Here is a 22,312-nt window from a genome sequence, read left to right on the forward strand (position 1 = left end):
GATTTTTATCGTAAAAAGGGATGGTTGCTATTCTTCGTTACTGCCATTTCTCGTATTTTTTTGCTCTGAGAAACCAACAAAAATCCAATTGTGGTGGCTCAGAAGTATGGTATAATCAAAAAAGGTAAGGGTTTCCTTTACTTAAATTTCCTATTTTTAGGAAATTGTGCACTGGATAATGCTGACAACCTTTTCATGATGTTGCGCTAGCACTAGGCCAACCACCAGTTGAATATTCTTTCTCTTCCGTGCCACCTGAGAATAGCAAAGAAAAAGAAAGAATGACAGGGACGAAGAATAGTGAACGACCATTCACTTATTACTTATTGCCTAACAAACGTGTAGTTCAAAACGAATGATTTTCATGATTGCGGTGATTAAAATAGGAGCGTTGTTTGGCAGGGTCCAGTGTTTCTTTTGTCTCGTTTGCAATCAATTGCAAACGAGTTTTTTCAATAACACCAGAATTCCACCTACTCTGCTAATGCTTCTAACAACTTTGTCTTAATTTCTTCTTTGTCAACAATGTTACGAATACCCACAACTTCATACGGAACCTTCTTTTCTTCTAACTCTTGTGCCACATCAATTAAGGTGATAACCATATCACCATCAAACCCATTTAGCCCATCTAAAGAAGAGTGTTCGACTACTAATTGAAGATTGTTTTCTTTAACTACTTCGTTGACTTTTATTTTTAACATCAAGCTGGAACCAACTCCAGCACGACATGCGACTAATGCTTTATGCATCATGTTGCTCATTCCCTTCATATTTAGTTAATAATGCAATAAATTCTTCTTTGGATGTCACCGTATCTAATCCTTCAACAAATGAAGGATCACCCAGTAATTCAGCCAACTTTGATAACATTTGAATATGTTTTGTACTATCGGTTGCACTTAATGGAAAGAGATACTTCACAGGATCATTCGCAACATTACCAGAAACAACTGGGTGTTTCAGCTTGGTAAATCCCATCCCCATCTTTAATGCTCCCGCTTCACTGTCTGCATGAGGCAAGGCAATATGCGTGGTAATCACGATATACGGACCTGTTTCACGATAAATTGAGAGAATTTTTTCCACATAACTTGGTTTAACATATTTTTGTGCTACAAGAGGCTCCATTGATTTTCGAACCGCATCCTCAAAATTTTCTGCTTCTACATCTATTTGGATTAACGACTTATCGACTGACTGCAATTTCATCATCGCTTTCCTCCTTTCATTACCATTTTAAGAAATCGTTTCCTTTTATTCAATCAACTTTTGGCACGTATTTTGGACATCCTTGTACAAATTTTGGACTTTTGTCTCCTTTGCGTGTGCAACATTCCGATTGCTTTGGTAGCCAGTTCGTCCCTCACTTCATAGTGCTATCCATCTCTTTGGTTTGAACATCAGCAATTATCCCCTCTTGATTGCCTATTTTAGCTTGTTTAGAAGAAACAAAAGCAAAAGCTCCTCTTGGGTTTTAAAACGCTGTGTGGGGCTTAGAACGCCCTTAAATGACCCTTGTTTTACTTTTATACTAGCTTCCACCTCGAAAAAAGGTTCTTTTTTAAAATTCTCTATGGCTTCCTGGCGCTGAAAAATAAGGTATAAGGTGGGCGTTTGAACACGTCCTAGTGAAAATGTACCTTGTACGCCCTTCTGTTGTAAATTTAACGTATACAAAGGGCTTGCGTTCATGCCGATCAACCAAATCGGCAATTTGGCGTGTTTGCGCTTCTTGATAAAAGGGATAGTAATTCATTCCTGGTTGCAAATTTTGAAAACCGCTTCGGATCACATCTTTTTCTAAGCTATTGATCCATAGTCTTTTAAATGTTTTATCTTTTGAAAAGGCATTTGCTTTATGGATAATCGACCAGGCGATATTTTCACCTTCTCTGTCGCTATCTGTTGCAACAATAATTGTATTTGCCTTTTTGAGAAGTTCTGCAACAATTTTAAACTGCTTTCCCTTATCTTTTGCAACTTCAAAATCGTATCGATCAGGAAAAATCGGCAAAGATTCAAGTTTCCAATTTTGCCACTTTTCGTCATAATGACCTGGTTCTGCTAATTCCACTAAATGCCCAAAACCAAAGGTGATAAACGTTTCATCTGTAAATAGTGGGTCTTTGATCTCAAAATAACCGTCTTTTTTGGTGCTTTGTTTTAAAGCACTTGCGTAGGCTAATACCTGGCTTGGTTTTTCATCTAAAATAACCGTACTCATTAACTATCCCTCTTTTCATTGTTTTTTCTTTGATCTACTGTCACGTTATATCTTGCTCGATACCTTCTAAACGTTCGGCGATTGATCCCAGTTTGTTCTTCAACTTCTTTATCGGATAAACCATTCAAAAACAAATCGAAAGCATGCTTTAAACGTGGATCATTTTTTTTAAATTTCAGTTGCCGACCTTTGAATTTGCCTTTTTTCTTAGCAATTTCGATTCCTTGTGCCTGACGTTCCTTAGTTTTTTTTCGTTCTGATTCTGCTTGATACTTGTACAATTCAATGACAAGGCTATTAATCAAACGCCTTAAATTTTCATCTTCAATACCATTCATTGAGGGTAAATTTAAGACTTCCAGGGTTGCCCCCCTTAATTTGAATTTGATTCATCAATTTGTCATTTTGATATTTAATTGGCACAGTTTTTTCTAATTATTTGTCATATTCATAGTCAACTATAGCTACAAAAGCAACTAATTTTGGAGATAGATTGAGATATTTAAAAATCTATCATGAAAAATTAGTTGCTTTTGTCACTTAGCGCTGAAAATTTATGCCATTTATCTAGAAAAATGACAGCTTTATAGTGTATAAAAAAATTAGTGTTAATTTTGAGTGTATTTTAAATAGTTTGAGGAAGTAGGTAAAAATTTTGAAAATTGCTTATATTCGAGTTTCGTCGATTGATCAAAATGAGCAACGCCAAATTGAAGAAATGAAAAAGTTCGGCGCAGAAAAAATTTTCATCGAGAAACAATCTGGAGCAACGATTACTCATCGACCGATTTTCCAGGAAGCTTTAGAGTTTGTCCGAGACCAAGATATTTTTATTGTCGAAGCAATCGACCGACTTGGAAGAAATTACGACGAAATCATTGCTTCAGTCAATTACCTAAAGAAGAAAAACGTGCAGCTGATCATCACCAGTCTACCGATCATGGCTGAAGCAATTGGCAATCCTCATTTGGATAAATTCATTAAAGATTTAATCATCCAAATTTTGGCCATGATTGCAGAGCAAGAGCGTACCGAATCTAAACGACGCCAGGCGCAAGGCATTAAAATTGCAAAAGCAAATGGCGTCTATAAAGGTCGTCCAAAACTCTATAGTGCAGATACAAAAAATCCTCAACGACGTTTAGTTTATGAAAACATCGTTAAGGATTTAAATGAGGGCATAGCTATTTCAAAAATTGCTAAAAACTACAATATTACTAGACAAACTATTTACAGAATTAAGAATGATATTGAGTATAACAGTAATCAAATGAATTAAAAAAGTTCTTTATACATTAAAATTTCTTCTTTTAACTCATCAATTCTAGAAGATCTAACATCAGAATCAGCAATTGCATTTAATAACTCATCAATATTTTCTTTATTCGCTAGTAAAAAAGGATCATAGTATTTTATATTCTTTTTAATTAATTCCAGAGTTTTTATATTTTGTTCTTTGTAATTAGCTAGAATTTCTTCTACAGTTTCGCCTGAAATCATAGCCATATCTGAACCAGTATTGATTCCTTTGAATGGATAAGGTTCTTTATCATATGCCTTTATCATTTCTACTAAATCATCATATCCTAAGTGTTCTTTAACATACAGCATAAAATTTATTAATGTAAAAAATGGCATTGAAGAATAGTCTGGAAATATAAATTGAAACAGTTTGTTCGCAAAATATTTATCATCATCATTGCTTTCTGGTGACACTGACAGGCTGCTAAGCCACTTTAAATACAATTCAAATATAATTATTTGTTTTTGTGAATTATCTTCATTCTCATCATAAATAAGTTTATCGGGTAAAAAATTATCTAAGTTATCTACTAAAGATAGGTTATTAGCTTTCTTGGCATAAGATATTAATTTTAAAATATTCTTATTTAGGAATAATCTATATTCTTCTCCAGATAATTCTTCTAAAAATTGTGATAGGAATTGATTATATCTGTTACTAGAATTCCATTTAAAAATAGAGTTTTTTGTATAGATATCGAAAAAATCATTTACTTTTTTTATATCTATATTCTTTCCTTCAAGATACACACATTTTATTTCGGAATAAATAAATTTGGATAAACTCTCATAAACATCATAATCGATAGTATTGTACGTATTTATTTCATCAAATTTATTCATGTCTATACTAGTGAACAAGATAGACATAAATTTTAATTTTTTTTCATAGTCTTTATTTTCTTCACATTGATCTATATACATATCCATCAGATCGATTTCTTCTATCTCTCCTTGTTGATCCACTGAATTCCATATGAGAGACCATATTTCTTTCTGAACAGCTTCATTCTTGGATAAGTTACTAATATATCTTTTCCTACATTCTGTTCTATATTTAACGGTTTCACTAGAATTGTTTTTTGAATAAGTACGCTTGTTAATAATCCAAAAATAGCACCTAACTAACGATAGAATAGATAAGCTTATGCCGATTACATATAAAAGAAGTACTATACAGTTAAGTTTTCTATAAAACTCATTACTTGCGAATTTGTTTGATAGAAAAGTAAAGGCAATGTTAACAATATTAGTCCAAAAGACAGTTTTTTTATTTTTATAACTTGATCAAATACTACCATTTTATCCCAATCAACAGCATTCTCATTTTCAAATAAAAATGTAGCAATTGGTATAAATAATGCCAACACTGTACTTGTTATATTCCATAAAAATCCCGAATCCATAATTATTTTCCTCCTATATAAAATTTGTAAAATGTAAATATAATTACTCAATTATCTTTTTAAAAGCTTCCTCCATTAATATAATATTATCATCCAAATCGTCGATGTTACATCTATAGAATTCTTTTATTACTTTCAAAGTATCTAAAGTTATCACAAATGATAGTTTTTCCAATACATGTATTTGTAACGCTGATTCTATTCCAAGATTTGATGCAATATGATTAATAGTGCCAGTTCCATAAACATCCATTGATCCAATTCCATATATAGAAAAATATAGAGATTTGTCGATATTAAGTCTTTTCATCAACTTCAGTATGCTTGTTTTCTTTTCTTGGTCTAAATCGTACCAATGCCTATTGTCCCATCTTTTTGTTCCTTTATACTTAAATAATTTTTTCTGTTCATTCTTGTAATACGTAATTATATCATTAAAATTTTTTGCCCCACTTACTTCACGATTAAAATGTTCTTTATTATAATTTAAGCTACCTGGTAAACTTTTTTCAATATATGATTTGTCAAATTAAGCTAGAATAAAATGCTTCTTGTACATAGCTCAAAAATATTTCGATTGGTGTTCTGTAATTCAATGATTTTCTTGGAATATGATTACGTTGATTGCTGACACTGGAAATAAATGTCTGATTCACTTCTCTAAAATCCATTGATTTCGGCAGTCCATTACGACGCAGAATCCCGTTAGAATTCTCGTTTAATGGGCGTTGAGAAGGTGTTCCAGGGTCCGCAAAATATATATCAATATCATGTTGGTTACTAATGGCTTTCCAGTTAGAAAATTCTTTTCCACAGTCAAACGTAATAGATTTAAAGAAGTTTTTAGGGAAGCGAGAAAACCATTGATTAAGGGCAGTTTCAATATCTAATGCCTTACGGCCGTTGGGTTTAATCGTGATAATGACTTTAGATAATCTTTCAACTAAAGTAATGACGGCACTTTTATGATGAATGCCAACGATCGTATCACCTTCAAGGTGACCAAACTCAGAATTGAAATCAGGATAATTATCAGGTCGATCATGGATTGAGCGCTGATACTGTTGTTTTCCCCGTTTTTCCTGATGGCCATTGGGTTTTCTTTTACCTTTCATCGGTAGTGTGTCAATATCAAATATTCCTTTAGAAAATAAACGATAAAGTGTTCTCATACCGCATGAAACAGGCCTTTCTTTTCGCCCGATAATGACGTCAGGCGTCCAACCAAGAGTGACTTTCTCTTTAATGTAATCTACTTCATGAGCAGGTAATTGAATGACTTTTCTACCACATTTTTTCTTATTTTCTTTATACTGGTGCCAATAATCAAGAGCAGTCTTACCTTGCTTGAACTTATTGACTACATTATAAATAGTTTGTATAGCACGTCCCATTCGGTTAGCGATTTCAACCGGCTTATTATGTTGAAGATAATATGATTCTATCATTGTCAGTTCGTCTATGGTAAGATGTTTGTAGGTCATTTATGGTTACACTCCTTTGTTTTCTTTCGTCGGAAATACAATTTGAGTGTACCATAAATGCCTTTTTATTTTTCTAACTTAATTTTACAATTCGCGATACTTAATAAATTACTGAAATAGTCTATTCTAGATTGGAAAAAGAAAGAATTAGCTCTATTTATAGAATCATCCCTATCCTCTAGTATATATCGTATAGACAAGTGTAGTTCATACAAAGATCTAGATAGTACACCAAGTGATTCCGTACTCCCAATATAGATAAGATCATTTATTGTTTTTGCTCTATCAAATATACTCTTTGATAACGAATATATAACTAAATCAATATTATTTTTATCCATTTGTCTCCATATTTTTTCGTAACAATTCACTCCACTATCAAAAAAAATCTTTTTATCTTCTAATTTATTCAAAATTACCTCCAACAAGTTAAAATTCTAATGACCAACCTACATGAAACAATATAATTATGATTCTACCATAGCCCCCAAAAATCCAACAGGGTATACTCTATTGTCCTTTAAATTGATATATTTCTTAACCTATTAATTGAGCTACTGAAGGAGCTAAAAAATAAGCAATAAAAAAAGATCAAAAACTTTAAAATTTTCGAACCCCTACCTTTTCTAGTTTTCACGAAATGAAATTTTGCGGCTCAAAATTAGAATTTTCAGTTTTATATTTTTTTATGATACACTAACAATGATACATCTATAATACCCGTGGTGCTAGTTAATTTTTTCCTAGAGGAAAATGTCTAAACATGTTGGTAAATCAACAAAAAAATGCATATAGTAGTCTCAAAACTCCCAAGAAATGAGGACTACATATGCGTTCATCAAAATATACTGAACATTTTGACTTAGCCAATCCTGTTACTAAAGTCGATGATATCCCCGATTATGAAATGTACAGTCAAACAATCGATAGCTTAAATAAGCGTTTTGGCAATCGTGTTTTAAAAGGCATCAAAATCGGTTACATCGCTTCTGAAAAGGATCGGATCATCGACTATTTAGCCGATAAAGATTACGATTTAAAATTACTCAGTGTGCATCATAATGGTCAATTTGATTATTTAGATGACGAAGTCAAAGATATGGATCCTGCTATTGTGATTCCTCAGTATTTTGCACAACTTTCAGAAGCACTAGTTGTTATAGAAGCAGATGTCTTTGCTCATTTTGACTATGGTTTTCGGGTATTTGGTCTATCCGTTGCTGAATTTAAACAATATGAAGCGCAGTTTTTACCGATTCTAGATCAAGTAATCAAAAATAAATTGGCATTCGAATTAGATGCTAAGAGCGCTTACTTGTATGACAATTTAGCGTTATATGAATATGTCATCGATTTATATCTTTCACGTGGTGGTACCTTGTTTAGTGTTGGATCAGATGGGCATTACCTTGAACATTTCCGTTTCCATTTCGATGATCTTTTTGCTCTGTTAAAAGCAAAAGGTGTGACGGAATTAGCGATTTATCAAAAAGGAAAGCGAATTATGGTTCCATTACCAGTCTAAAAAAACGTCCTCAGCATCAAAAGTGAGGACGTTTTTTTAGATTTCTTTTTCTAAAATCGGACAAATACGATCTTGTTTTCCTAAAGGAAAATGTTTGATCCCGATTTTTTTAAATCCATGACGTTCATAAAAACGAATACCTGCATGATTTTTTTCATAAACAGTCAAACGTAAATAACGTTTTTGTTTCGTTTTAGCATAACGATTCGCTTCATCGAGTAACCGTTGCCCTAACCCTTTGTTTTGATAATCTTTGAGCAGATAGATCCGTTGAATCTCTATAGCATCTTTTTCATCATTGACTTTCATATAACCAATGAGTATTTGATGATCCTTAATACCAATAAATTTACTGGTTGACTGTGCCAATTCTACTGCCAATATTTCAGTTGTCAATTGTGTCTGTAAATATCCTTGCATATCAAGTGGATCTGCGCCATCGATAAACGATTCATAAAAACTGACAACACTTACAACTTGTAAAGCATCTAGATCATCATAATCTAAATACGCTAGTGTGATTTGATTGTTCATCTAACTCCTCCTTTTGACATAGTATACTATAAATCACCCGTGGTGCTAGTTAATTTTAATATCCTAAAGAATATCTCAAAGTTCCTTCAAAACGTCGTTGTACTCGACTTAATAGAACACTGTAAGCCAGTAATATGCTTTCAAATCTACTCTCTAGCCCTTTAACAGAACGTGAGTTGAAATTTTGACAACCTAATTTTTCTAAGGAAGAACAAACAGTCTCAACTGTTTTTCTTTGTTTTCCAAGTAAGCTGTGGTCTAGTTTTTCTGATTTATCCATGTTTTTACGTGGCGGAACGGATATAGTAATGCCCTTAAGGGCAAGCTTTTCATGGATTTTATGGCTAATATATCCTTTGTCCCCTAGGATATTGGGAAGATTCGCTTCTTCCGATAAAGTCTCTAACACTTTCACGTCATGGACACCTGGATTCGTGATTGAGTAAGTAATCGGAAAGCCAGTCTTAGTAACGATCATATGAATTTTAAGACCATAAAAATAAGATTTTTTTGTTGAGTTATAGCCAACTTTGGCTATTTGATTCAATAGTTTTGCTTGTCTATTTCTAACTGGTTTACATAATGGACTAGAAAAACTATCTATAATTCCGACTAGTTCACCTTTGGTGAGCTTCTTGATGAAAAAGTATCGAATAATCTTGATAGTGTAAGCTAAGTTTGAACTTAAGCGAGTGAATCGACTCCTACTAGGAAAGTCACCATTAGGAAATAAGACGGAACAAACCGCTCTATACGTGGCTCTTTGGCTAGTATAGCCATTAATTATGCCCCATATAACACAAGCAATAATCACTGTATCGCGTTGCTTCAGTTGATCAGTATTTCTTCGGTTTTTAATCTTATCTGGTACACAATTGTGGTATATGTTAGAAACAGTTCTCATAATTTCCTTGAATGTTATAAAAGTATCTGTATAATGTTCAGTATATTTTGATGAACGCATATGTAGTCCTCATTTCTTGGGAGTTTTGAGACTACTATATGCGTTTTTTTGTTGATTTACCAACATGTTTAGACATTTTCCTCTAGGAAAAAATTAACTAGCACCACGGGTATAATATTATTATTTTTATTAATAGTAACAAATGTTCCAAATAGTGTTGAAGAAATTCTCAATGGTGGTTCGAACTTATTAATTATTTCTTTTATAGTAGCAATTTCTACAGGAATATTTGAAGAATCTCTTGCTAGGTTACTGACATTCTCAGCATTTTTAAAAATGTTTAAAACGAAGAAATATACCTTAGTTTGGGCTTCCATAGCTTCCTCTTGTTTGTTTGGATTGCTCCACTTATCTAATCTAACCATGCAATCATTTAATACAACCATGCAACAAATTTTTTATGCAACTGTTTTAGGATTGTGCTTTTCTGTCATTAGAATTCGATTTAATGGATTATCTTACGTAGTTTTGTTGCATTTTTTAATTGATTTTCAACCAACAATAGCTAACGGTGCAGCTACTTCTTCATCCTGGGGAGAAATACTCTTAATATTTATGCCAATTGATATTGTATCAATTATCTGCTTAATTCTATTAAATAAAGATAATAAGAGCTTAGAGTTATTAGTTTAAACCAATTTTAAAAAGTTAAATTTGCAATGCCCCCCATAACCTGGATTAATATCTAAGTTATGGGGTGTTATCATATAACTTCACTGATTATCGCATCACTTTTTGCTTGATTAGTTTTTTATCGGCTAGATGAAAAAGACGAGAAATAAGCAATTTGTCACTAGCCCACACGTTCCGAGTCTCACTCAACGAATTAAAAAACAAGTTTATTCGCAGTAAACTTTTCTTTGTGTTTATCTTGTACAAAAAATTTACAATTTGCAAACAAAATATAATATTATTACTTTAAGTGCACAAATTAAATGCCCGTATATAATTAGCAATATACCTTTAATTCAAATTTAACCATGAAAGTACACCCTGTTGGACCTAAAATGTTATTCTATATGGACATAAATAAATAACTGATAAAGAAATAATAAACTTAGCAAAAAATAAAGATATTACAAAAATAAATAATTGAACCTATATAGTAAGAGTACCTAAACTCAATTAGATACTCTTACAAAAAAATATAATGGCACTTATTACAACTCAAAGTCCCGACCATGCTTTGGGAGTTTTTACTTCAGCAAGTAACTCCAATAAAACTTTTGGTGTGGAAAAGCCGTTTCTAATAGTGAACCCACTAATTGCAGGTTGAAATTCTTTCTTATAATCATAATAAAATTCACCTTTAGCAGCACTATCTTTTATTTTTTCTAAAATTTCACATAGATTTTTATCTTTTTTAATTTCTGGGGTGGCTAATGCAGTTTCAGTTAATTCTAGAATTTTGTTGAAGGATTTATTATTTTTCATAATAGGATATTAATGTCCTATACCTGCCAAGCCAGAAGCCCAGCCACTAATAACAATTCCTGCAATATTTTCTTTAGCTTCTCCCCAGTTAACCCAGCACTTACTATTATTACAATAAACACCATTACCATATGAACGCGTAGCTGCATCAACTTTTGTACCAAAATTCGTCACAACTAATCCAAACTTTCCAATAAGAGTTAAACTAAATAATTTTTTTCTCATAAATCAATACCTCCTTTTTTCTAAAATAATTATAAATAATTTTCAGAAAAATTTGATAATTATATCATAAAAAGTTTTTTTGAAAGCATAATTGCAATAAAAAATCATTATTAAAACTAATCCCATTTTTATTCTAATCCAAAACACTAAAATACAAGAAAAAATCATTCTATTTATTTGTTATGAAAAACTGATATACGACTAACCTTCCATATTTGAAATAACGATACTAAATAGTTTTTAAGTTTTATTTTAAGTAAATTCTAACTAAAAAATCAAAAAAAGACTTGCAATCGATCAGGAGCAATGCTAAGGGAAGCAATATGTTTGTTTTCGAGTTTTGGACAGACTCTCCCTAGTGATTAAGGAAAGTCTACAAAAATCCTGATAGGATATACCCTGTCGAACTCTAAATTACTGTCTAAATGAAAAAATAAATGTGTTGCTTAAATATAGCTAGTTTATATTAAAATGAAATCAACCTATGAAAAGAAAAAAGTAAGCTTTTTATTATTAAAAAATGGAGCGCCCGTTGATATTGCTACTTTAGAAAATGCTAAAGAAGTATTTGGAGAAAGTAATATTTTCAGCACTACTATCAAAAATATGGAACGGTTAAAAAGATATGATTTAACTGGTATTACAGACGAAGACATGCACGATAAAAAAGTTCATAACGTATGCTTAGTCGATTCATTAACTGACGAACAACAACATACTTTTAAAAATCAATTTGAAGTTCTAAGAAAACGAACTATGGAAAGAGAAAAGTAAATGTAAAAGATAAATATGATAATTTCTCTTTTATCATATTTACCTTTTTTTATAACTTTTTATATAATATTCATAAGAAATCAAATTTAGATAGTAAATTAACTAATAATTACACACACACAATTTTTTAAGGTCTTAAAACCATCATATATGCAAAAGAAACTAACCTTTATTACTAAATTAGCTTCTTTTGCGTTAACTCAGATAATACTATTCATTTTTAATTAAAAAATATAAGGCATAGACATGGCACCATAACCAATATCATATTTTCTCAACTCTTTAGCACTCAATTTTGTGTAATCTTCTTTGATAAATTCCATTAAGCACTTAATTTCATTGATATTTATGCGTTCCTCAGCTTTTAATTTAGATAAATGTTTGTACACTGATATAATAATTTCAGGATATGGTTTATCCTCTCGTATTTTCTTAGCATCTTGAAGAAATCCTTCTTTTACTTCTACATTATTATATGACTTTGAATTATATGCATTCGCAATTAAGTCAAAAAGTTTTTCTTTTTTATCTTCCACCGACTCCACCTAGCACTTTCGTAAAACCATTAACGTAAGCTTTTACTCCTCTATCAACAATCTCAGAGCGAGCTCTACTCCAATCTACCCAACATTTTTGAGTATTACAATAAACACCATTTCCATAATAAGTTGCAGCATCTACTGTAATTCCTAAAGTAGATACACTCAATAAAACAATTATATGTAATTTTCAGAACATTTTTGCAAAATTTTCATAAATAGTATCTTTAGTGTCATAATCGTCACCAATATTCTGTAATATCAATCAAATTTTATCTCACTAATAATAATAGTCTTAATAAATAAAAAATGGTCTTCACTTTTCGGAATATTTATTATAAAAGGAGCTTGCTATAAAAAAGAGAAAAATTAAAACACAATAAAACATGTACAAACATATCAAAAAAGGCCAGTCAACAAACCTGTTAACTAGCCTTTTTTATCTTAATTTCTAAATAAACGATACAGCCATTTTTGCGGACGTCCACGATAGATCACGTGCGTTTCTACTGCTTCTATCCGTTGCTGCTCATGATAATTGAAAATCTCATCTTCAGTAAGATCATAGTCCATCATCAATTGCTGGGCTTTGGCTAATGCGCTCATTGATTCCTCATCATTTACATCCGCCGCAAGCGCCAGTAATTTTTGAATCTTTTCTTTTCTCTTGTCTGCCATTTTCTACTCCTAAAGGTAAGTGTGTGTTAAGTCTACTTCTTTTTTCTGAACGCTACTTTCCAGTGTTGCTAGTTCTTTTTGTGCTTTTTTTCGTTCGTTTTAGTCCTTCTTTATACACCGTTGAAGTCTTATTATGACCTAATAATTCCAACTGTTCTAAGTCTTCCTCTAATTTCTCTACCCACATTCGCTTATGGTCTAATAAATTGTATTTCATGGTGATCTTCCTTTCTTCCTTTCTTCCTTTACTTGCACTAGCACTCTGTCTATAAAGCCAGTTCCCATGCCAGGTTTTTATCCTCATAGAATTTTGGATCGATATATCGGGTTAACTTATCGCATTCAAGCGTAAAGCTTTCTTCCTCGAATACAATAGAGATATTGTCCAATACAGTTCCTTCAAAGGCTAGCGCACCTAATTCTGTATGATTGTTTACCCAAACGACTTTTTCTTCAGTAATTCTAATTCTAAAGTAATCACGTACCCCATCGTAGCCACAAAGGCAAATGACCTTTGCTTGGTCAAAAAAGTAAGGCATTTTAAAGTAACGATCATCTACTACCGAAATTTCAGATCGTTCAAATTCTACAACACCATCTTCAGTTGCGGTTAACTGTGTTAAAATATCTGCTAACGATAGTTTAGTTTGTTTTTTCTTCATCTTATTTCCACCTTTTCCATTGTCTAAAAGTGATATCATTTTTAGGTTTTAGTATAAAAAGTGACGTCACTTTCTTAGTGCTGGTACCTCAAATCCTGCTTTTTCTTGGCAATCAATAAATCTAACGCAATACACATAATCCTGGATTCACTTTTGCCGTACTTCTGCTTTAGTTGCTGCAATTCTTTTTGTCTCTTTTCATCTAATGTCACGGGTAACCGTTTATTTCCTATTGCAATTGGCATTGGTACTCTCTCCTTTCATCGAAATAACCCCATGAAAAATATGGCTGCAATCATCTTGAATAGTAGACTCACGAGGACTAATACAAACCGCCAAAAGATCAAACAAAACACCAGTATTACCAAAAATACAGCGAGGTTTAACTGTACAGCTGCACTATCTCGCATAAGTATTTCGCCAACAAACAGTACTAACAATAAGGGAATAATCTTGTTCAAATGGATCACCTTCTTTCTCTTAAGTTATCGGGCTTTGCCCGTTTATTTCGCACCACCTAAGCGGCGGGGGCGGTTGGTGCGAAATAAGAACCATCCCCTTAGTTACTAGGCTTTTTTTGTCCTTATTTCACACATTCTCACTTTTCGGTATAAATGATTATTGACCTTTTTTTCTTTCAAATCGTTGATATGGAATCCGTTGTTAGTTGATAAATCACCTTATTCATTTTCATTGTCTTCCTTTTTCATGGTGTAATATGCGCCATACTTATTGATATTTTCAAAATAATCTAACCATTCACTTGAAACAGTCTTGGCTTTTTTCGTTTCGATAAATTTCGCATACGTTAGTTCTAAAGCTTGGTATTCAGAAGGTTTAATAGTGCTTGGTTTGACACCTACTTCCAAGCATAGTAAGGCTTGGAAAAACCATTTTGCATTTTGCTTTTTCAGTTCTTCCAGTGTTCGATAGTACGTCGCAATAAGATTCATTTCGACACCTGATTCAATCATTTCTTCCACAGCTACCGACAATTTTTCTTTATAATGTTTTTTTGGAACACGTGTTTCGTTGTATAGGAACGTCATATCCTCCATTTTTTGTGCCATTTTATCCAAAGGTAATTTGACAAATTCGTCATAGTAATTTTGAGCCATATTTTTTTCTCCTTTTTAGTTCTCTAATTTGGTTAACCAATATTCGTTTTCATAAGTTTCCAAGTTTTCTTGATAATGCAGTTCACATCCTGCAATCTTCACTAGGTCTTCAAATAGCATAGTCGGTGCATCCTCTACTAAAGGGGTTTCTATCGTCCAGTACCGCGGAATAAGTAAAGCTTCTGCTACTTTTTCAGAAATGACTTCTTTGTCCACCAAAATTTGAACGAATTCTTTTACAGTCAATAATTTGTGTTGTGTTTTCATCAGCGTTTCTTTCCTTTCTCCACAATCGCATTCGACAGTATGTGGTGCATGATAGTTTGGGAATAATTCGCTGAAGGGAACACCCCAATAATCAAATTTCTTTCGCATGATTGATTCTGCCTCCTCTTAGGAAAGGTTTTACTTCCTTTCGTTAGTTCTTTCTTTATTGATTTGTTGGCCAGAATGAATCAACGAAAAGCGACAAGGACAAGGGCGCGCAGCGTGCCATTTACCCTTGTCCTTGTCGCTTTTTGGTGATAAAAGGCAACTTGTTGCCGGTCTGGCAAATCAATAAAGAGATAGCGAACAGGAACGAACCTTTTGGTGAGAGGAAGCTTTTCCTATTTTGTCTTACAAAGCAAGACCCCTTATCTTAGTGAACGTGCAACGTTCACTTCCTTTCTTCTCGAACGGCGGTGGCGGTTGGAGTGAGAGAAAGGTTTTTCAATTGAGAAGGCGCTTGTGCCTTCCTAAACAGGCCTTTCCCTTTCTTCCTGTTTCTATGTAAAACAAAAAGAGCTGCAGTCCTACATTAGGATTGCAGCTCTTCTTTTATTTATATGCCCATTGATCGCGTAAAATGATCAGGGTTTCTAATTTGCATCGATTCAATGACTAATTGATTCCGTTTATTGAAATGACCTGTGACGGCAATATTGTATTTTCCATCATCCATAATTAACAATTTATCGATAATTTCAATATCTGCAACTACACAATTAATCGATTCATGAATTGTTTGTAAAGTAAAGCGAACCAATAATGGTTGTGTTTTTATTACTCGGATTTTATCAAGCAAACCAACATATTTGTTCATCACGATCACCTCGCTAAAATTATAGCAAAAACAGTTAAAATTGAGAATTTTTATTCGATTTTAGATATGCTATAATGATCAAGACAGTAAAGTTTGTGACGGTGGCTATCCGATTGAAAGTGAGGTGGTGCGTATGTGCGTACTTCCAAAATCTTACAGAAAGGAGAAGCCTTTTGCCTGTTGAAACGGCGCTAGGATTAATGATTAGTTTCGGTTCTTTGATCGCAACAATCATTTTTGGAATCTTAGCAGTTGTAAACAACAATCAAAAAAAATAACCGTCAGCTTTAGCCGGTCGACGATTATTTTTCAAAAATAATATTAAGCTGGTCACCGTCTTAAACGGTGCTGTTAGGGGAGTTGTTAGCGCAACTCCTCTTTTCGTATCCATTATAACAACTTTATTGATCTTTTACAATCAGAATGGTAAATCATCATCACTAATATCGATTGATTGTCCGCCAAATGGATTTTGTGAAGCGTTCAATCCATTGTTGTTAGGCGTAGCTACATCCCGTTGTTCAAAGGTGGTAGGGCTTGGACTGCTGGACGATTGATCAGCGTGCGCACGGCTCTCTGTCGTTGCTTTACTTTCTAATAGTTGAAAGTTATCAGCTACAACTTCTGTCACATACACACGTTGTCCTTGTTGGTTATCGTAGGTTCGGGTTTGAATCCGTCCGACAACGCCAATCAAGCTGCCTTTTTTAGCTAATGTCGCCATCGTTTCTGCTGGTTTGCGCCAAATCACACAGTTGACAAAATCGGCTTCTCGATTGCCGTTTTGATTCGTGAAATTACGATTAACGGCTAAGGTAAAAGTGGCCACTGCTGTGCCACTTGCGGTATAACGTAAATCTGGATCTTTGGTTAACCGTCCTACTAAAGTTACATTATTAATCATCTTTATCTCTCCATTTCTTGATTCATTTGTTGTGATCTTTTAAACTGCCTTTTTCTTTCTTGATTTTCAATTTTGATCACACTTTTCATTAGGTGATCAATTTCGTTGACTGTATCTGCAAATGAAATGGAATTCGCAAACGTGTTAACTGAGCGATATTTTTCCCACTGCTTTTCCAAATAGTCTTTCCCCTGATCTTATCCATTTCTCTTTCATAATAAAAGGATAAAGGCTTTGTATCTCCACGTTTTGTAAATGTATTTCGAACACTTTTGTATAACTCTTTCGTATCAATATTTTCTAGTTTCGGAATGGTAAATAAGTCGTAGTAATCTTTTGCTCTCGAATTATCTGTGCCAAAGCTGAACGTAGCACTTAGCTTTTCTGCAATAATTTGTTCTGTTGGATAAGCTGGAATCTCCACTTTTTTATCTTCAAACATTAATTGGTGATAGTGTGTATCTACTTCAGGATAAATAGAATCTCCTGTTGTCACGTCCATTTTAAACGGTACACGTACTTTCTCTAAATTAGCCACCAATTTAATTTGAAATCCAGGATAAAAATCGGCTTCTCTTGTTTCCTTCATTCCTTGAATAGAGAAAACAATGCCTTCTTTTGTGGGTTTTCTAGTTAAATCATTAAAAATGCTCTTCAATTTTTCTTCAGTTAATTTGCTATTTCTAAATGTCGTATCGATATCAATTGTTGTCCTTCTATCGATTCCATATTTTGATCCTAATAAAAAGCCGCCTTTCAAAATGAAGTCATTTTTGTACTTTGATTCAGAAATTTGTTCAATTAGACGATCCATCATAAAATGCCGTTGCACTAACTGTGCATTTAATCCTGTACTCTTTGCTAAATTTCTTGTTTTTGCTGCAAATTGTGTCGGTGTCATCTTTTTCCTCCATCAATATAAGCTTTGCATGTGGTATTTCATTTCTTTTTCTACATGTAGTTTTGTCATGTAATCTCTTAATTTACTTGGATCTCTCAATGGGTCTTCCATGTACTCTTTTAATGCTTCTAATTTCATTTCATATTCAATTTCATATCTCGGATTCCAAATATCACAAAGTGTACGCTCTTTATCATACATAGTAATAGGATTTCCTTGAAAGGAAGTTCCCTCTACTTTTCCTAGTTCATAAACTTCTTTCTTCACGAAATGAAATTGTAACTGCTGCTCTTTTGTAATTGAACGATCAACGTTATAGCCATGGGGAAAAGTTAAGTGAATGAATTTCGGCATATTCGTAGAAAGCTGGTAAATATCTAAAGTCGTTTCATGAGAGAAGATTCCCCTGGAAAATCGTTGCTGAAGCCAAAATAAATCATCTATTCCATGACCATCTTCTACATAATAACCACGATCAACTTTGATCAATTTTCCTTGATTCACCAATCTTTGTACAGTGGTTGCTGCGATTCCTAATTTTCTGGCTTCCTTCATAGATAAATTTCCATCGCGAATAGCCAACAATTCTTTCAGTTTCTCTTGCATTTACTTCCCCCCTTTTGTTACAAATAAACTACATTAAATATATCATGATAGTGTATTTGTAACAAGGTTAATGTCTATCGATCTAATTCAATTTCTTTTTGAATCCGCTGCTGGTTCTTTAATTGCTGCAGTCTTCGTTTGCTGGCACGCATTTTTTCCTGTTCTGAACGAATTTTGGCTTTTTGATTTTCGATTTCTTGTTGTTTGTGTGTTGTATTACGCATAAGATTAACCCTCCATTATTTTGTAGTGCGTCGTGTTCTTTTCTTGAAGTTCGTTTTTTTCTTTTCAGAAAATTCAAAGCCTGTAGTGAAGTCTTCTTTTAAAACAATCGTTGCTTCAAACGAACCCTTCTGACCTTTTAACCCTTTCACTGGTTGGCTTGTTCGGCTATTTTGAATAATCTCCTTCAGCTGTGTCGCTGTGAGTTTCTTTTTGGCAATCGTTGTCCATAATTTAAAATCACAGACTTCAGACGTACATGCTGCCACCTTTTGATAAAGTATGACTTCTTGTTCCTGGCATTTTGGACAAATTCCTAAATGACGCGCGGCTTCTTGCTTTTCACTGGCTGCTTTCACTTCTTGTAACGTCGATCCAAAATCAGTGGATTGGATTTGCCCTGGTACGACTTCCAATAAGTGAGAGACAAATTTTTGGATATTAGCTAGAAAAGTGGTTTGTGTTCCTTTTCGTTCTCCAATCTTTAATAAGTAGCTTTCCCATTTGGCGGTCATTTCGGCGCTCGTAAGCAGCGGCTCTTTTTCCACGGCTTGGCAAAGCAAAATCCCTTTATTCGTCACCACGAGCTTATTTTTCTCTACCTTGATATATTCCTTTTGTTTCAAGATTTCAATAATATTTGCCCGTGTCGCTTCTGTACCGATTCCTTCTACTTCTTTCAATATGGATTGCGCTTCTTCACTATCCACGGTTTTCCCAGCTGTTTTCATCGCAGTGATCAACGTACCTTCGGTATAAGGTTGTGGTGGCTTGGTTTCTTTTTCAAGGACTTGTAGATCTACCGTCACCATTTCTCCTTTTGTCACTTTAGGAAGTAGCGGCTCTTCTTCCTTCTCTTTTCCGTCGCTCTCTTTTCCAAATAACTTCTTCCAACCTAGATCTACCGGCACTTTTCCGATTGCTTTTAACTGAAGCTGCTGAACTTGCGTCAAGATCGTTGTTTCTTCATAGGTATATTTTTCCGCAAACATGGCCACCGTTGTTTTTAACACTTGTTCATAAATGGCCTGCTGCAGTGGACTTAATTGTTCAAAAGCCGCTGCCGTCATGACCGTTTTTGTAGGAATGATCGCGTAATGTTCCTGGACTTTCTTATTATTCACATATCGACTATTCGGTGTATGAATAGGAGTAGGAATGGCTTCGGCCTTTAAAAAGTGTTTGTATTCGTCTAAGTGATCCAACAGATACGCATACTCCCCTTCTGTAATATAAGGGGTATCTGTTCGTGGGTAGCTTAGATATTTCCCTTCATACAACCCTTGCATGGCTTCCAAAGTATCTTTGGCACTAGCTTTCATGAGCTGATTCATTTTAGACTGAAGGCTGGATAGAGAAAAAAGACGTGGACTTGCCGCACTTTTTTTCTCGGTTTCAACTTGGTGGATCGTACCTGGCTGTTTTCCCAATTGAACCCCCTTTTCTTTTAAATAATCTTCAAATGCTTCTTGCGTCGCTTGGGTTTCATTCGGATCAAGCTTCGCATCAAATGCGCCATTTTGAGCGATTACTTGGGCTTTTCCTTCAAAATAAGGCTCTTTTTGGAAGTTTCTAATCTTTTCCTGCAGCTGATAAATCATGTAAAGCGTTGGGGTTTGGACTCTGCCTAAGGAAAAACTTCCTGGTATGCCTTTTTGCTGCAAGAGTAAACTATACAGTGGGCTGCCGTTCATGCCGATCAACCAATCAGCGATCTGGCGTGCTTGTGCTTCTTCAAATTTGGGATAGGTCTCTTCTGCGTCTCGTAATTGCTGGAATCCCTGATAAATGGCTTCTTTTTCTAAGGAGTTGATCCAAAGTCTTTTAAATATCTTTCCATGATCGGCGCCTGCTTGTTGAATGATCGTCCAAGCTATCAGTTCCCCTTCACGATCGCTATCTGTCGCAATAATAATGGTGTCGGCCGATTGAAGTTGCTGTTTCACCACCTTGAATTGCTTTTTCTTATCTTTAGGAACATGATAGTGATAATGTGTAGGTAAAATAGGCAAATGCTCTAATGACCATTGTTTCCAATTTTCATCGTACATATCGGGCGAATCTAACTCGACTAAATGACCAAAACCATACGTGATCACAGTTTCACCAGGAAACAATCTATCTTGGATTTCAAAATACCCGTCTTTTCGGGTGGCTTTAGAGAAGCTATCGGCATAAGCTTTCGCTTGTGACGGCTTTTCTGCTAAAATAACGGTTTTCATCATGACGATTTCACTCCCTTTCTTGTTGTTTGCCTTGTTGAAACAACATCGCACGTTTTTGCTTTCTGATCTCTTGTTGGTGGATTTCATGCTTCAATTGATCATTCCAATCCTTTTTTACTTCAGGTACAAATTCATGTTCATGATTTTTATAGCCTTTGTAGTATTGTTCTGCTTTATAAGAGAAAAGAATCTGAGCATTAATATCCCCTTTTTCTTGATAAAAACGATCAAAATCGTACGTACCATCCACGCGTTCACAACCTTTTAATTCTTTTGCGACTTCTCTACAAATATCTTTCAAATTAATAGCTTCTATTGAATCGTTAACAGAAAGCTGCTGACCAAAAGACGCATTTACTTTGTGAGCGGAAACCAGTTGGTTCGTTAATTGCAGATTGTTTTCTGTCTTGTGTATGGCCATAATTGCTTCAGGTTCAACTTTCATTTCTTTTGCAACTTCTTCATAAATGACTTTGTATTCTTTTGGCACTTGCCAATCATTAGCGATTCCTCGTTCACAACGTACTTTCTGATTCGTAAATGGATCAACTGCGCCCATTAATTGTTCTTTTTCGTAGAAAATATGTCCTGCACGGTCATTATCCACACAAATCTCAATGGATTGAGGAAAGGCTTGTTTCTTTCTCAATTCAGATACTGCCTCACCAAAATAGTGACTGATCACATGGTGTTTTAACCCTTCCATAGAGACTAACCACGTATCGTTTAACTGATCACGATTCAGTGCAGCATAGCTAAGTAAATCAATACTACTCTCAAAAAATTTTAACTGTTTAGGGTCACCGATCTTTAGGTTAAATCCATGATTCGCTGTCGAATTTTTATCTATATGCTTATATGTGCCTCTCTCACCAAAACGTTCATAATCAATGAATGTTCCTTGATAACTCGCCCCTACTCTCTCTTTTGTCTGTGGATCTTTCCATAAAAAGGCGACCGCATGATCCAAACGATCGTCTCGAACTAAGAAATTTTGCCGTTCATGTTTTGGCTTTAGTTCGGCGATCAATCCTTCTTTTTCTGCATAATCAATCAACCAATCGGCCAGTTTTCGTTCTTCCTTCAAATAATTCCTTCCTTTTTCTGTGAGTGGTTGATAATCAACGGGGTGATCTTTGTACTTTTCTGTCTCAAAATGAAGATTTTCTACTCGTTCTGTTTTGTCTTCATTCTTTAGAATAAAATCTGTGGCTGCTTTAAATTGTTGCTTAGAGTCTTGAATCTCTTTGTCTATGAAAAAAAGTTTAGCTAATTCAATAATGTCGCCACTAATATTTTGACTGTTCCAATAAAAACGTTGTTTTCTTCGATCAAAAACAAATGAATCATGGTCTTCTAAGCGATAGTCTCGTCCTTTATTGACTACAGCCATTCCATTGTTTCGAGCAAAATCCACTATATCGATCTGTTTACATCGATCAATAAGACTCATTTTTTTCTCGGTCATTTTCAAACCTCCCAAAAGAAAAAAGACTAT

Annotated in this window: 30 protein-coding genes and 5 pseudogenes; 6 read left to right on the forward strand and 29 right to left on the reverse strand. The window is 34.1% G+C overall.

The features are described 5' to 3' along the window. Positions 1-473: 473 nt before the first annotated feature. The 4 genes and pseudogenes from AC1F25_RS13375 to AC1F25_RS13390 all read right to left on the reverse strand — a co-directional run. A complete protein-coding gene (locus AC1F25_RS13375) occupies positions 474-755 on the reverse strand; it encodes a PTS sugar transporter subunit IIB (protein WP_002343698.1) in 282 nt (93 codons plus the stop codon). Next, the gene (locus tag AC1F25_RS13380; protein ID WP_002344666.1) at positions 745-1,212 is read right to left on the reverse strand and encodes a PTS sugar transporter subunit IIA; all 468 of its coding nucleotides are present in this window, start codon (positions 1,210-1,212) and stop codon (positions 745-747) included. Before AC1F25_RS13380 ends, AC1F25_RS13375 begins: the two co-directional genes overlap by 11 nt. 175 nt (positions 1,213-1,387) lie before the next feature. Continuing rightward, positions 1,388-2,227: pseudogene (locus AC1F25_RS13385) on the reverse strand (DNA topoisomerase); the annotation flags it as partial. After that, positions 2,227-2,626, reverse strand: a pseudogene (locus AC1F25_RS13390) (recombinase family protein); the annotation flags it as partial. The pseudogenes AC1F25_RS13390 and AC1F25_RS13385, both read right to left, overlap by 1 nt. Positions 2,627-2,882: 256 nt before the next feature. On the opposite strand from AC1F25_RS13390, the gene AC1F25_RS13395 reads away from it, so the two are divergent. Next, positions 2,883-3,506, forward strand: a complete 624-nt coding sequence (locus AC1F25_RS13395) for a recombinase family protein (RefSeq protein WP_070676932.1) — start codon at positions 2,883-2,885, stop codon at positions 3,504-3,506. On the opposite strand, the gene AC1F25_RS13400 is transcribed toward AC1F25_RS13395, so the two are convergent. From AC1F25_RS13400 to AC1F25_RS13420, 5 genes are all read right to left on the reverse strand, one after another. Next, entirely contained in the window at positions 3,503-4,495 is a 993-nt protein-coding gene (locus tag AC1F25_RS13400; RefSeq protein WP_256924622.1) for a hypothetical protein, read from the reverse strand. The genes AC1F25_RS13395 and AC1F25_RS13400 overlap by 4 nt on opposite strands. 206 nt (positions 4,496-4,701) lie before the next feature. After that, entirely contained in the window at positions 4,702-4,935 is a 234-nt protein-coding gene (locus tag AC1F25_RS13405; RefSeq protein ID WP_479994357.1) for a hypothetical protein, read from the reverse strand. A gap of 43 nt (positions 4,936-4,978) precedes the next feature. Beyond that, positions 4,979-5,245 (reverse strand): hypothetical protein, encoded by a 267-nt coding sequence (locus AC1F25_RS13410; RefSeq protein ID WP_479994358.1) that lies wholly within the window; start codon positions 5,243-5,245, stop codon positions 4,979-4,981. A 214-nt stretch (positions 5,246-5,459) separates the two neighbouring features. Beyond that, positions 5,460-6,419, reverse strand: a complete 960-nt coding sequence (locus tag AC1F25_RS13415) for an IS30-like element IS6770 family transposase (protein WP_002293280.1) — start codon at positions 6,417-6,419, stop codon at positions 5,460-5,462. Between the two features lie 65 nt (positions 6,420-6,484). Continuing rightward, positions 6,485-6,832, reverse strand: coding sequence for a DUF5677 domain-containing protein (locus AC1F25_RS13420; protein WP_047929228.1), 348 nt, complete (start codon positions 6,830-6,832; stop codon positions 6,485-6,487). A 416-nt stretch (positions 6,833-7,248) separates the two neighbouring features. On the opposite strand from AC1F25_RS13420, the gene AC1F25_RS13425 reads away from it, so the two are divergent. Further along, positions 7,249-7,944, forward strand: a complete 696-nt coding sequence (locus AC1F25_RS13425; protein ID WP_479994359.1) for a PHP domain-containing protein — start codon at positions 7,249-7,251, stop codon at positions 7,942-7,944. A gap of 36 nt (positions 7,945-7,980) precedes the next feature. On the opposite strand, the gene AC1F25_RS13430 is transcribed toward AC1F25_RS13425, so the two are convergent. After that, positions 7,981-8,478, reverse strand: a complete 498-nt coding sequence (locus AC1F25_RS13430) for a GNAT family N-acetyltransferase (protein WP_002316138.1) — start codon at positions 8,476-8,478, stop codon at positions 7,981-7,983. Between the two features lie 55 nt (positions 8,479-8,533). After that, positions 8,534-9,442: an IS982-like element ISEfm1 family transposase gene (locus AC1F25_RS13435; RefSeq protein WP_479994360.1), complete on the reverse strand. Its 909-nt coding sequence runs from the start codon at positions 9,440-9,442 to the stop codon at positions 8,534-8,536. A gap of 225 nt (positions 9,443-9,667) precedes the next feature. Between AC1F25_RS13435 and AC1F25_RS13440 the strand changes: the two genes are divergently transcribed. Next, entirely contained in the window at positions 9,668-10,075 is a 408-nt protein-coding gene (locus tag AC1F25_RS13440) for a CPBP family intramembrane glutamic endopeptidase (protein ID WP_479994384.1), read from the forward strand. A gap of 534 nt (positions 10,076-10,609) precedes the next feature. On the opposite strand, the gene AC1F25_RS13445 is transcribed toward AC1F25_RS13440, so the two are convergent. Both AC1F25_RS13445 and AC1F25_RS13450 read right to left on the reverse strand, forming a co-directional pair. After that, the gene (locus AC1F25_RS13445; RefSeq protein ID WP_002298902.1) at positions 10,610-10,876 is read right to left on the reverse strand and encodes a hypothetical protein; all 267 of its coding nucleotides are present in this window, start codon (positions 10,874-10,876) and stop codon (positions 10,610-10,612) included. Between the two features lie 9 nt (positions 10,877-10,885). Continuing rightward, positions 10,886-11,050 (reverse strand): leucocin A/sakacin P family class II bacteriocin, encoded by a 165-nt coding sequence (locus tag AC1F25_RS13450; RefSeq protein WP_025481423.1) that lies wholly within the window; start codon positions 11,048-11,050, stop codon positions 10,886-10,888. A 522-nt stretch (positions 11,051-11,572) separates the two neighbouring features. Here AC1F25_RS13450 and AC1F25_RS13455 point away from each other — a divergent pair. Continuing rightward, on the forward strand, positions 11,573-11,875 hold the full coding sequence (locus AC1F25_RS13455; RefSeq protein WP_010733279.1) for a hypothetical protein: 303 nt from the start codon (positions 11,573-11,575) through the stop codon (positions 11,873-11,875). Positions 11,876-12,099: 224 nt separating this feature from the next. Here the strand turns inward: AC1F25_RS13455 and AC1F25_RS13460 are convergent, their stop codons facing one another. From AC1F25_RS13460 to AC1F25_RS13485, 6 genes and pseudogenes are all read right to left on the reverse strand, one after another. Then, positions 12,100-12,411, reverse strand: a complete 312-nt coding sequence (locus AC1F25_RS13460; RefSeq protein WP_002293551.1) for a hypothetical protein — start codon at positions 12,409-12,411, stop codon at positions 12,100-12,102. After that, positions 12,401-12,595 carry a leucocin A/sakacin P family class II bacteriocin gene (locus AC1F25_RS13465; protein ID WP_193743355.1) on the reverse strand — a complete coding sequence of 65 codons (195 nt, stop codon included), beginning with the start codon at positions 12,593-12,595 and terminating at the stop codon, positions 12,401-12,403. The genes AC1F25_RS13460 and AC1F25_RS13465 overlap by 11 nt, the downstream gene beginning before the upstream one ends. Before the next feature lie 275 nt (positions 12,596-12,870). After that, positions 12,871-13,092 (reverse strand): annotated as a pseudogene (locus tag AC1F25_RS13470) (DUF2786 domain-containing protein); the annotation flags it as partial. A gap of 52 nt (positions 13,093-13,144) precedes the next feature. Next, entirely contained in the window at positions 13,145-13,309 is a 165-nt protein-coding gene (locus tag AC1F25_RS13475; protein WP_258076445.1) for a hypothetical protein, read from the reverse strand. Positions 13,310-13,358: 49 nt separating this feature from the next. Continuing rightward, positions 13,359-13,754, reverse strand: a complete 396-nt coding sequence (locus tag AC1F25_RS13480) for a hypothetical protein (RefSeq protein WP_104674711.1) — start codon at positions 13,752-13,754, stop codon at positions 13,359-13,361. A 74-nt stretch (positions 13,755-13,828) separates the two neighbouring features. Next, positions 13,829-13,999 (reverse strand): hypothetical protein, encoded by a 171-nt coding sequence (locus AC1F25_RS13485; RefSeq protein ID WP_002293544.1) that lies wholly within the window; start codon positions 13,997-13,999, stop codon positions 13,829-13,831. 97 nt (positions 14,000-14,096) lie between these two features. On the opposite strand from AC1F25_RS13485, the gene AC1F25_RS13490 reads away from it, so the two are divergent. Then, on the forward strand, positions 14,097-14,324 hold the full coding sequence (locus tag AC1F25_RS13490) for a hypothetical protein (RefSeq protein ID WP_479994385.1): 228 nt from the start codon (positions 14,097-14,099) through the stop codon (positions 14,322-14,324). Between the two features lie 110 nt (positions 14,325-14,434). On the opposite strand, the gene AC1F25_RS13495 is transcribed toward AC1F25_RS13490, so the two are convergent. From AC1F25_RS13495 to AC1F25_RS13510, 4 genes and pseudogenes are all read right to left on the reverse strand, one after another. Then, on the reverse strand, positions 14,435-14,872 hold the full coding sequence (locus AC1F25_RS13495; protein ID WP_002287515.1) for a hypothetical protein: 438 nt from the start codon (positions 14,870-14,872) through the stop codon (positions 14,435-14,437). A gap of 15 nt (positions 14,873-14,887) precedes the next feature. Beyond that, on the reverse strand, positions 14,888-15,139 hold the full coding sequence (locus tag AC1F25_RS13500; protein ID WP_081185863.1) for a hypothetical protein: 252 nt from the start codon (positions 15,137-15,139) through the stop codon (positions 14,888-14,890). Then, positions 15,140-15,247, reverse strand: a pseudogene (locus AC1F25_RS13505) (DNA helicase UvrA); the annotation flags it as partial. It lies immediately after the preceding gene. Between the two features lie 448 nt (positions 15,248-15,695). Next, complete coding sequence (locus tag AC1F25_RS13510; protein ID WP_002295623.1) at positions 15,696-15,956, reverse strand: hypothetical protein; 261 nt, start codon at positions 15,954-15,956, stop codon at positions 15,696-15,698. Between the two features lie 173 nt (positions 15,957-16,129). On the opposite strand from AC1F25_RS13510, the gene comI reads away from it, so the two are divergent. Further along, a complete protein-coding gene (gene comI / locus AC1F25_RS13515) occupies positions 16,130-16,234 on the forward strand; it encodes a competence inhibitor ComI (RefSeq protein WP_008274030.1) in 105 nt (34 codons plus the stop codon). Between the two features lie 140 nt (positions 16,235-16,374). Here comI and ssb read toward each other — a convergent pair whose 3' ends face one another. From ssb to AC1F25_RS13545, 6 genes and pseudogenes are all read right to left on the reverse strand, one after another. Next, positions 16,375-16,860: a single-stranded DNA-binding protein gene (ssb, locus tag AC1F25_RS13520; protein ID WP_002310999.1), complete on the reverse strand. Its 486-nt coding sequence runs from the start codon at positions 16,858-16,860 to the stop codon at positions 16,375-16,377. Between the two features lie 2 nt (positions 16,861-16,862). Continuing rightward, a pseudogene (locus tag AC1F25_RS13525) lies at positions 16,863-17,761 on the reverse strand (nucleotidyl transferase AbiEii/AbiGii toxin family protein). A gap of 12 nt (positions 17,762-17,773) precedes the next feature. Continuing rightward, positions 17,774-18,367, reverse strand: coding sequence for a type IV toxin-antitoxin system AbiEi family antitoxin domain-containing protein (locus tag AC1F25_RS13530; protein ID WP_002296244.1), 594 nt, complete (start codon positions 18,365-18,367; stop codon positions 17,774-17,776). A 74-nt stretch (positions 18,368-18,441) separates the two neighbouring features. Continuing rightward, complete coding sequence (locus AC1F25_RS13535; protein WP_002295632.1) at positions 18,442-18,591, reverse strand: hypothetical protein; 150 nt, start codon at positions 18,589-18,591, stop codon at positions 18,442-18,444. 15 nt (positions 18,592-18,606) lie between these two features. Beyond that, on the reverse strand, positions 18,607-20,811 hold the full coding sequence (locus AC1F25_RS13540; RefSeq protein ID WP_479994386.1) for a type IA DNA topoisomerase: 2,205 nt from the start codon (positions 20,809-20,811) through the stop codon (positions 18,607-18,609). A 10-nt stretch (positions 20,812-20,821) separates the two neighbouring features. After that, the gene (locus AC1F25_RS13545; RefSeq protein WP_479994361.1) at positions 20,822-22,282 is read right to left on the reverse strand and encodes a toprim domain-containing protein; all 1,461 of its coding nucleotides are present in this window, start codon (positions 22,280-22,282) and stop codon (positions 20,822-20,824) included. Positions 22,283-22,312: the final 30 nt, after the last annotated feature.

The organism is Enterococcus sp. M-BR2 (genome assembly GCF_056612775.1).

Bases quoted from the DNA above. Each gene is read 5' to 3' on its own strand.
- AC1F25_RS13375 (WP_002343698.1), bottom strand. From the start codon at position 755: ATGATGCATAAAGCATTAGTCGCATGTCGTGCTGGAGTTGGTTCCAGC.
- AC1F25_RS13380 (WP_002344666.1), bottom strand. From the start codon at position 1,212: ATGAAATTGCAGTCAGTCGATAAGTCGTTAATCCAAATAGATGTAGAA.
- AC1F25_RS13405 (WP_479994357.1), bottom strand. From the start codon at position 4,935: ATGGATTCGGGATTTTTATGGAATATAACAAGTACAGTGTTGGCATTA.
- AC1F25_RS13410 (WP_479994358.1), bottom strand. From the start codon at position 5,245: ATGAAAAGACTTAATATCGACAAATCTCTATATTTTTCTATATATGGA.
- AC1F25_RS13415 (WP_002293280.1), bottom strand. From the start codon at position 6,419: ATGACCTACAAACATCTTACCATAGACGAACTGACAATGATAGAATCA.
- AC1F25_RS13425 (WP_479994359.1), top strand. From the start codon at position 7,249: ATGCGTTCATCAAAATATACTGAACATTTTGACTTAGCCAATCCTGTT.
- AC1F25_RS13430 (WP_002316138.1), bottom strand. From the start codon at position 8,478: ATGAACAATCAAATCACACTAGCGTATTTAGATTATGATGATCTAGAT.
- AC1F25_RS13435 (WP_479994360.1), bottom strand. From the start codon at position 9,442: ATGCGTTCATCAAAATATACTGAACATTATACAGATACTTTTATAACA.
- AC1F25_RS13445 (WP_002298902.1), bottom strand. From the start codon at position 10,876: ATGAAAAATAATAAATCCTTCAACAAAATTCTAGAATTAACTGAAACT.
- AC1F25_RS13455 (WP_010733279.1), top strand. From the start codon at position 11,573: ATGAAATCAACCTATGAAAAGAAAAAAGTAAGCTTTTTATTATTAAAA.
- AC1F25_RS13475 (WP_258076445.1), bottom strand. From the start codon at position 13,309: ATGAAATACAATTTATTAGACCATAAGCGAATGTGGGTAGAGAAATTA.
- AC1F25_RS13480 (WP_104674711.1), bottom strand. From the start codon at position 13,754: ATGAAGAAAAAACAAACTAAACTATCGTTAGCAGATATTTTAACACAG.
- AC1F25_RS13485 (WP_002293544.1), bottom strand. From the start codon at position 13,999: ATGCCAATTGCAATAGGAAATAAACGGTTACCCGTGACATTAGATGAA.
- AC1F25_RS13495 (WP_002287515.1), bottom strand. From the start codon at position 14,872: ATGGCTCAAAATTACTATGACGAATTTGTCAAATTACCTTTGGATAAA.
- AC1F25_RS13500 (WP_081185863.1), bottom strand. From the start codon at position 15,139: ATGAAAACACAACACAAATTATTGACTGTAAAAGAATTCGTTCAAATT.
- AC1F25_RS13510 (WP_002295623.1), bottom strand. From the start codon at position 15,956: ATGAACAAATATGTTGGTTTGCTTGATAAAATCCGAGTAATAAAAACA.
- ssb (WP_002310999.1), bottom strand. From the start codon at position 16,860: ATGATTAATAATGTAACTTTAGTAGGACGGTTAACCAAAGATCCAGAT.
- AC1F25_RS13530 (WP_002296244.1), bottom strand. From the start codon at position 18,367: ATGCAAGAGAAACTGAAAGAATTGTTGGCTATTCGCGATGGAAATTTA.
- AC1F25_RS13535 (WP_002295632.1), bottom strand. From the start codon at position 18,591: ATGCGTAATACAACACACAAACAACAAGAAATCGAAAATCAAAAAGCC.
- AC1F25_RS13540 (WP_479994386.1), bottom strand. From the start codon at position 20,811: ATGAAAACCGTTATTTTAGCAGAAAAGCCGTCACAAGCGAAAGCTTAT.
- AC1F25_RS13545 (WP_479994361.1), bottom strand. From the start codon at position 22,282: ATGACCGAGAAAAAAATGAGTCTTATTGATCGATGTAAACAGATCGAT.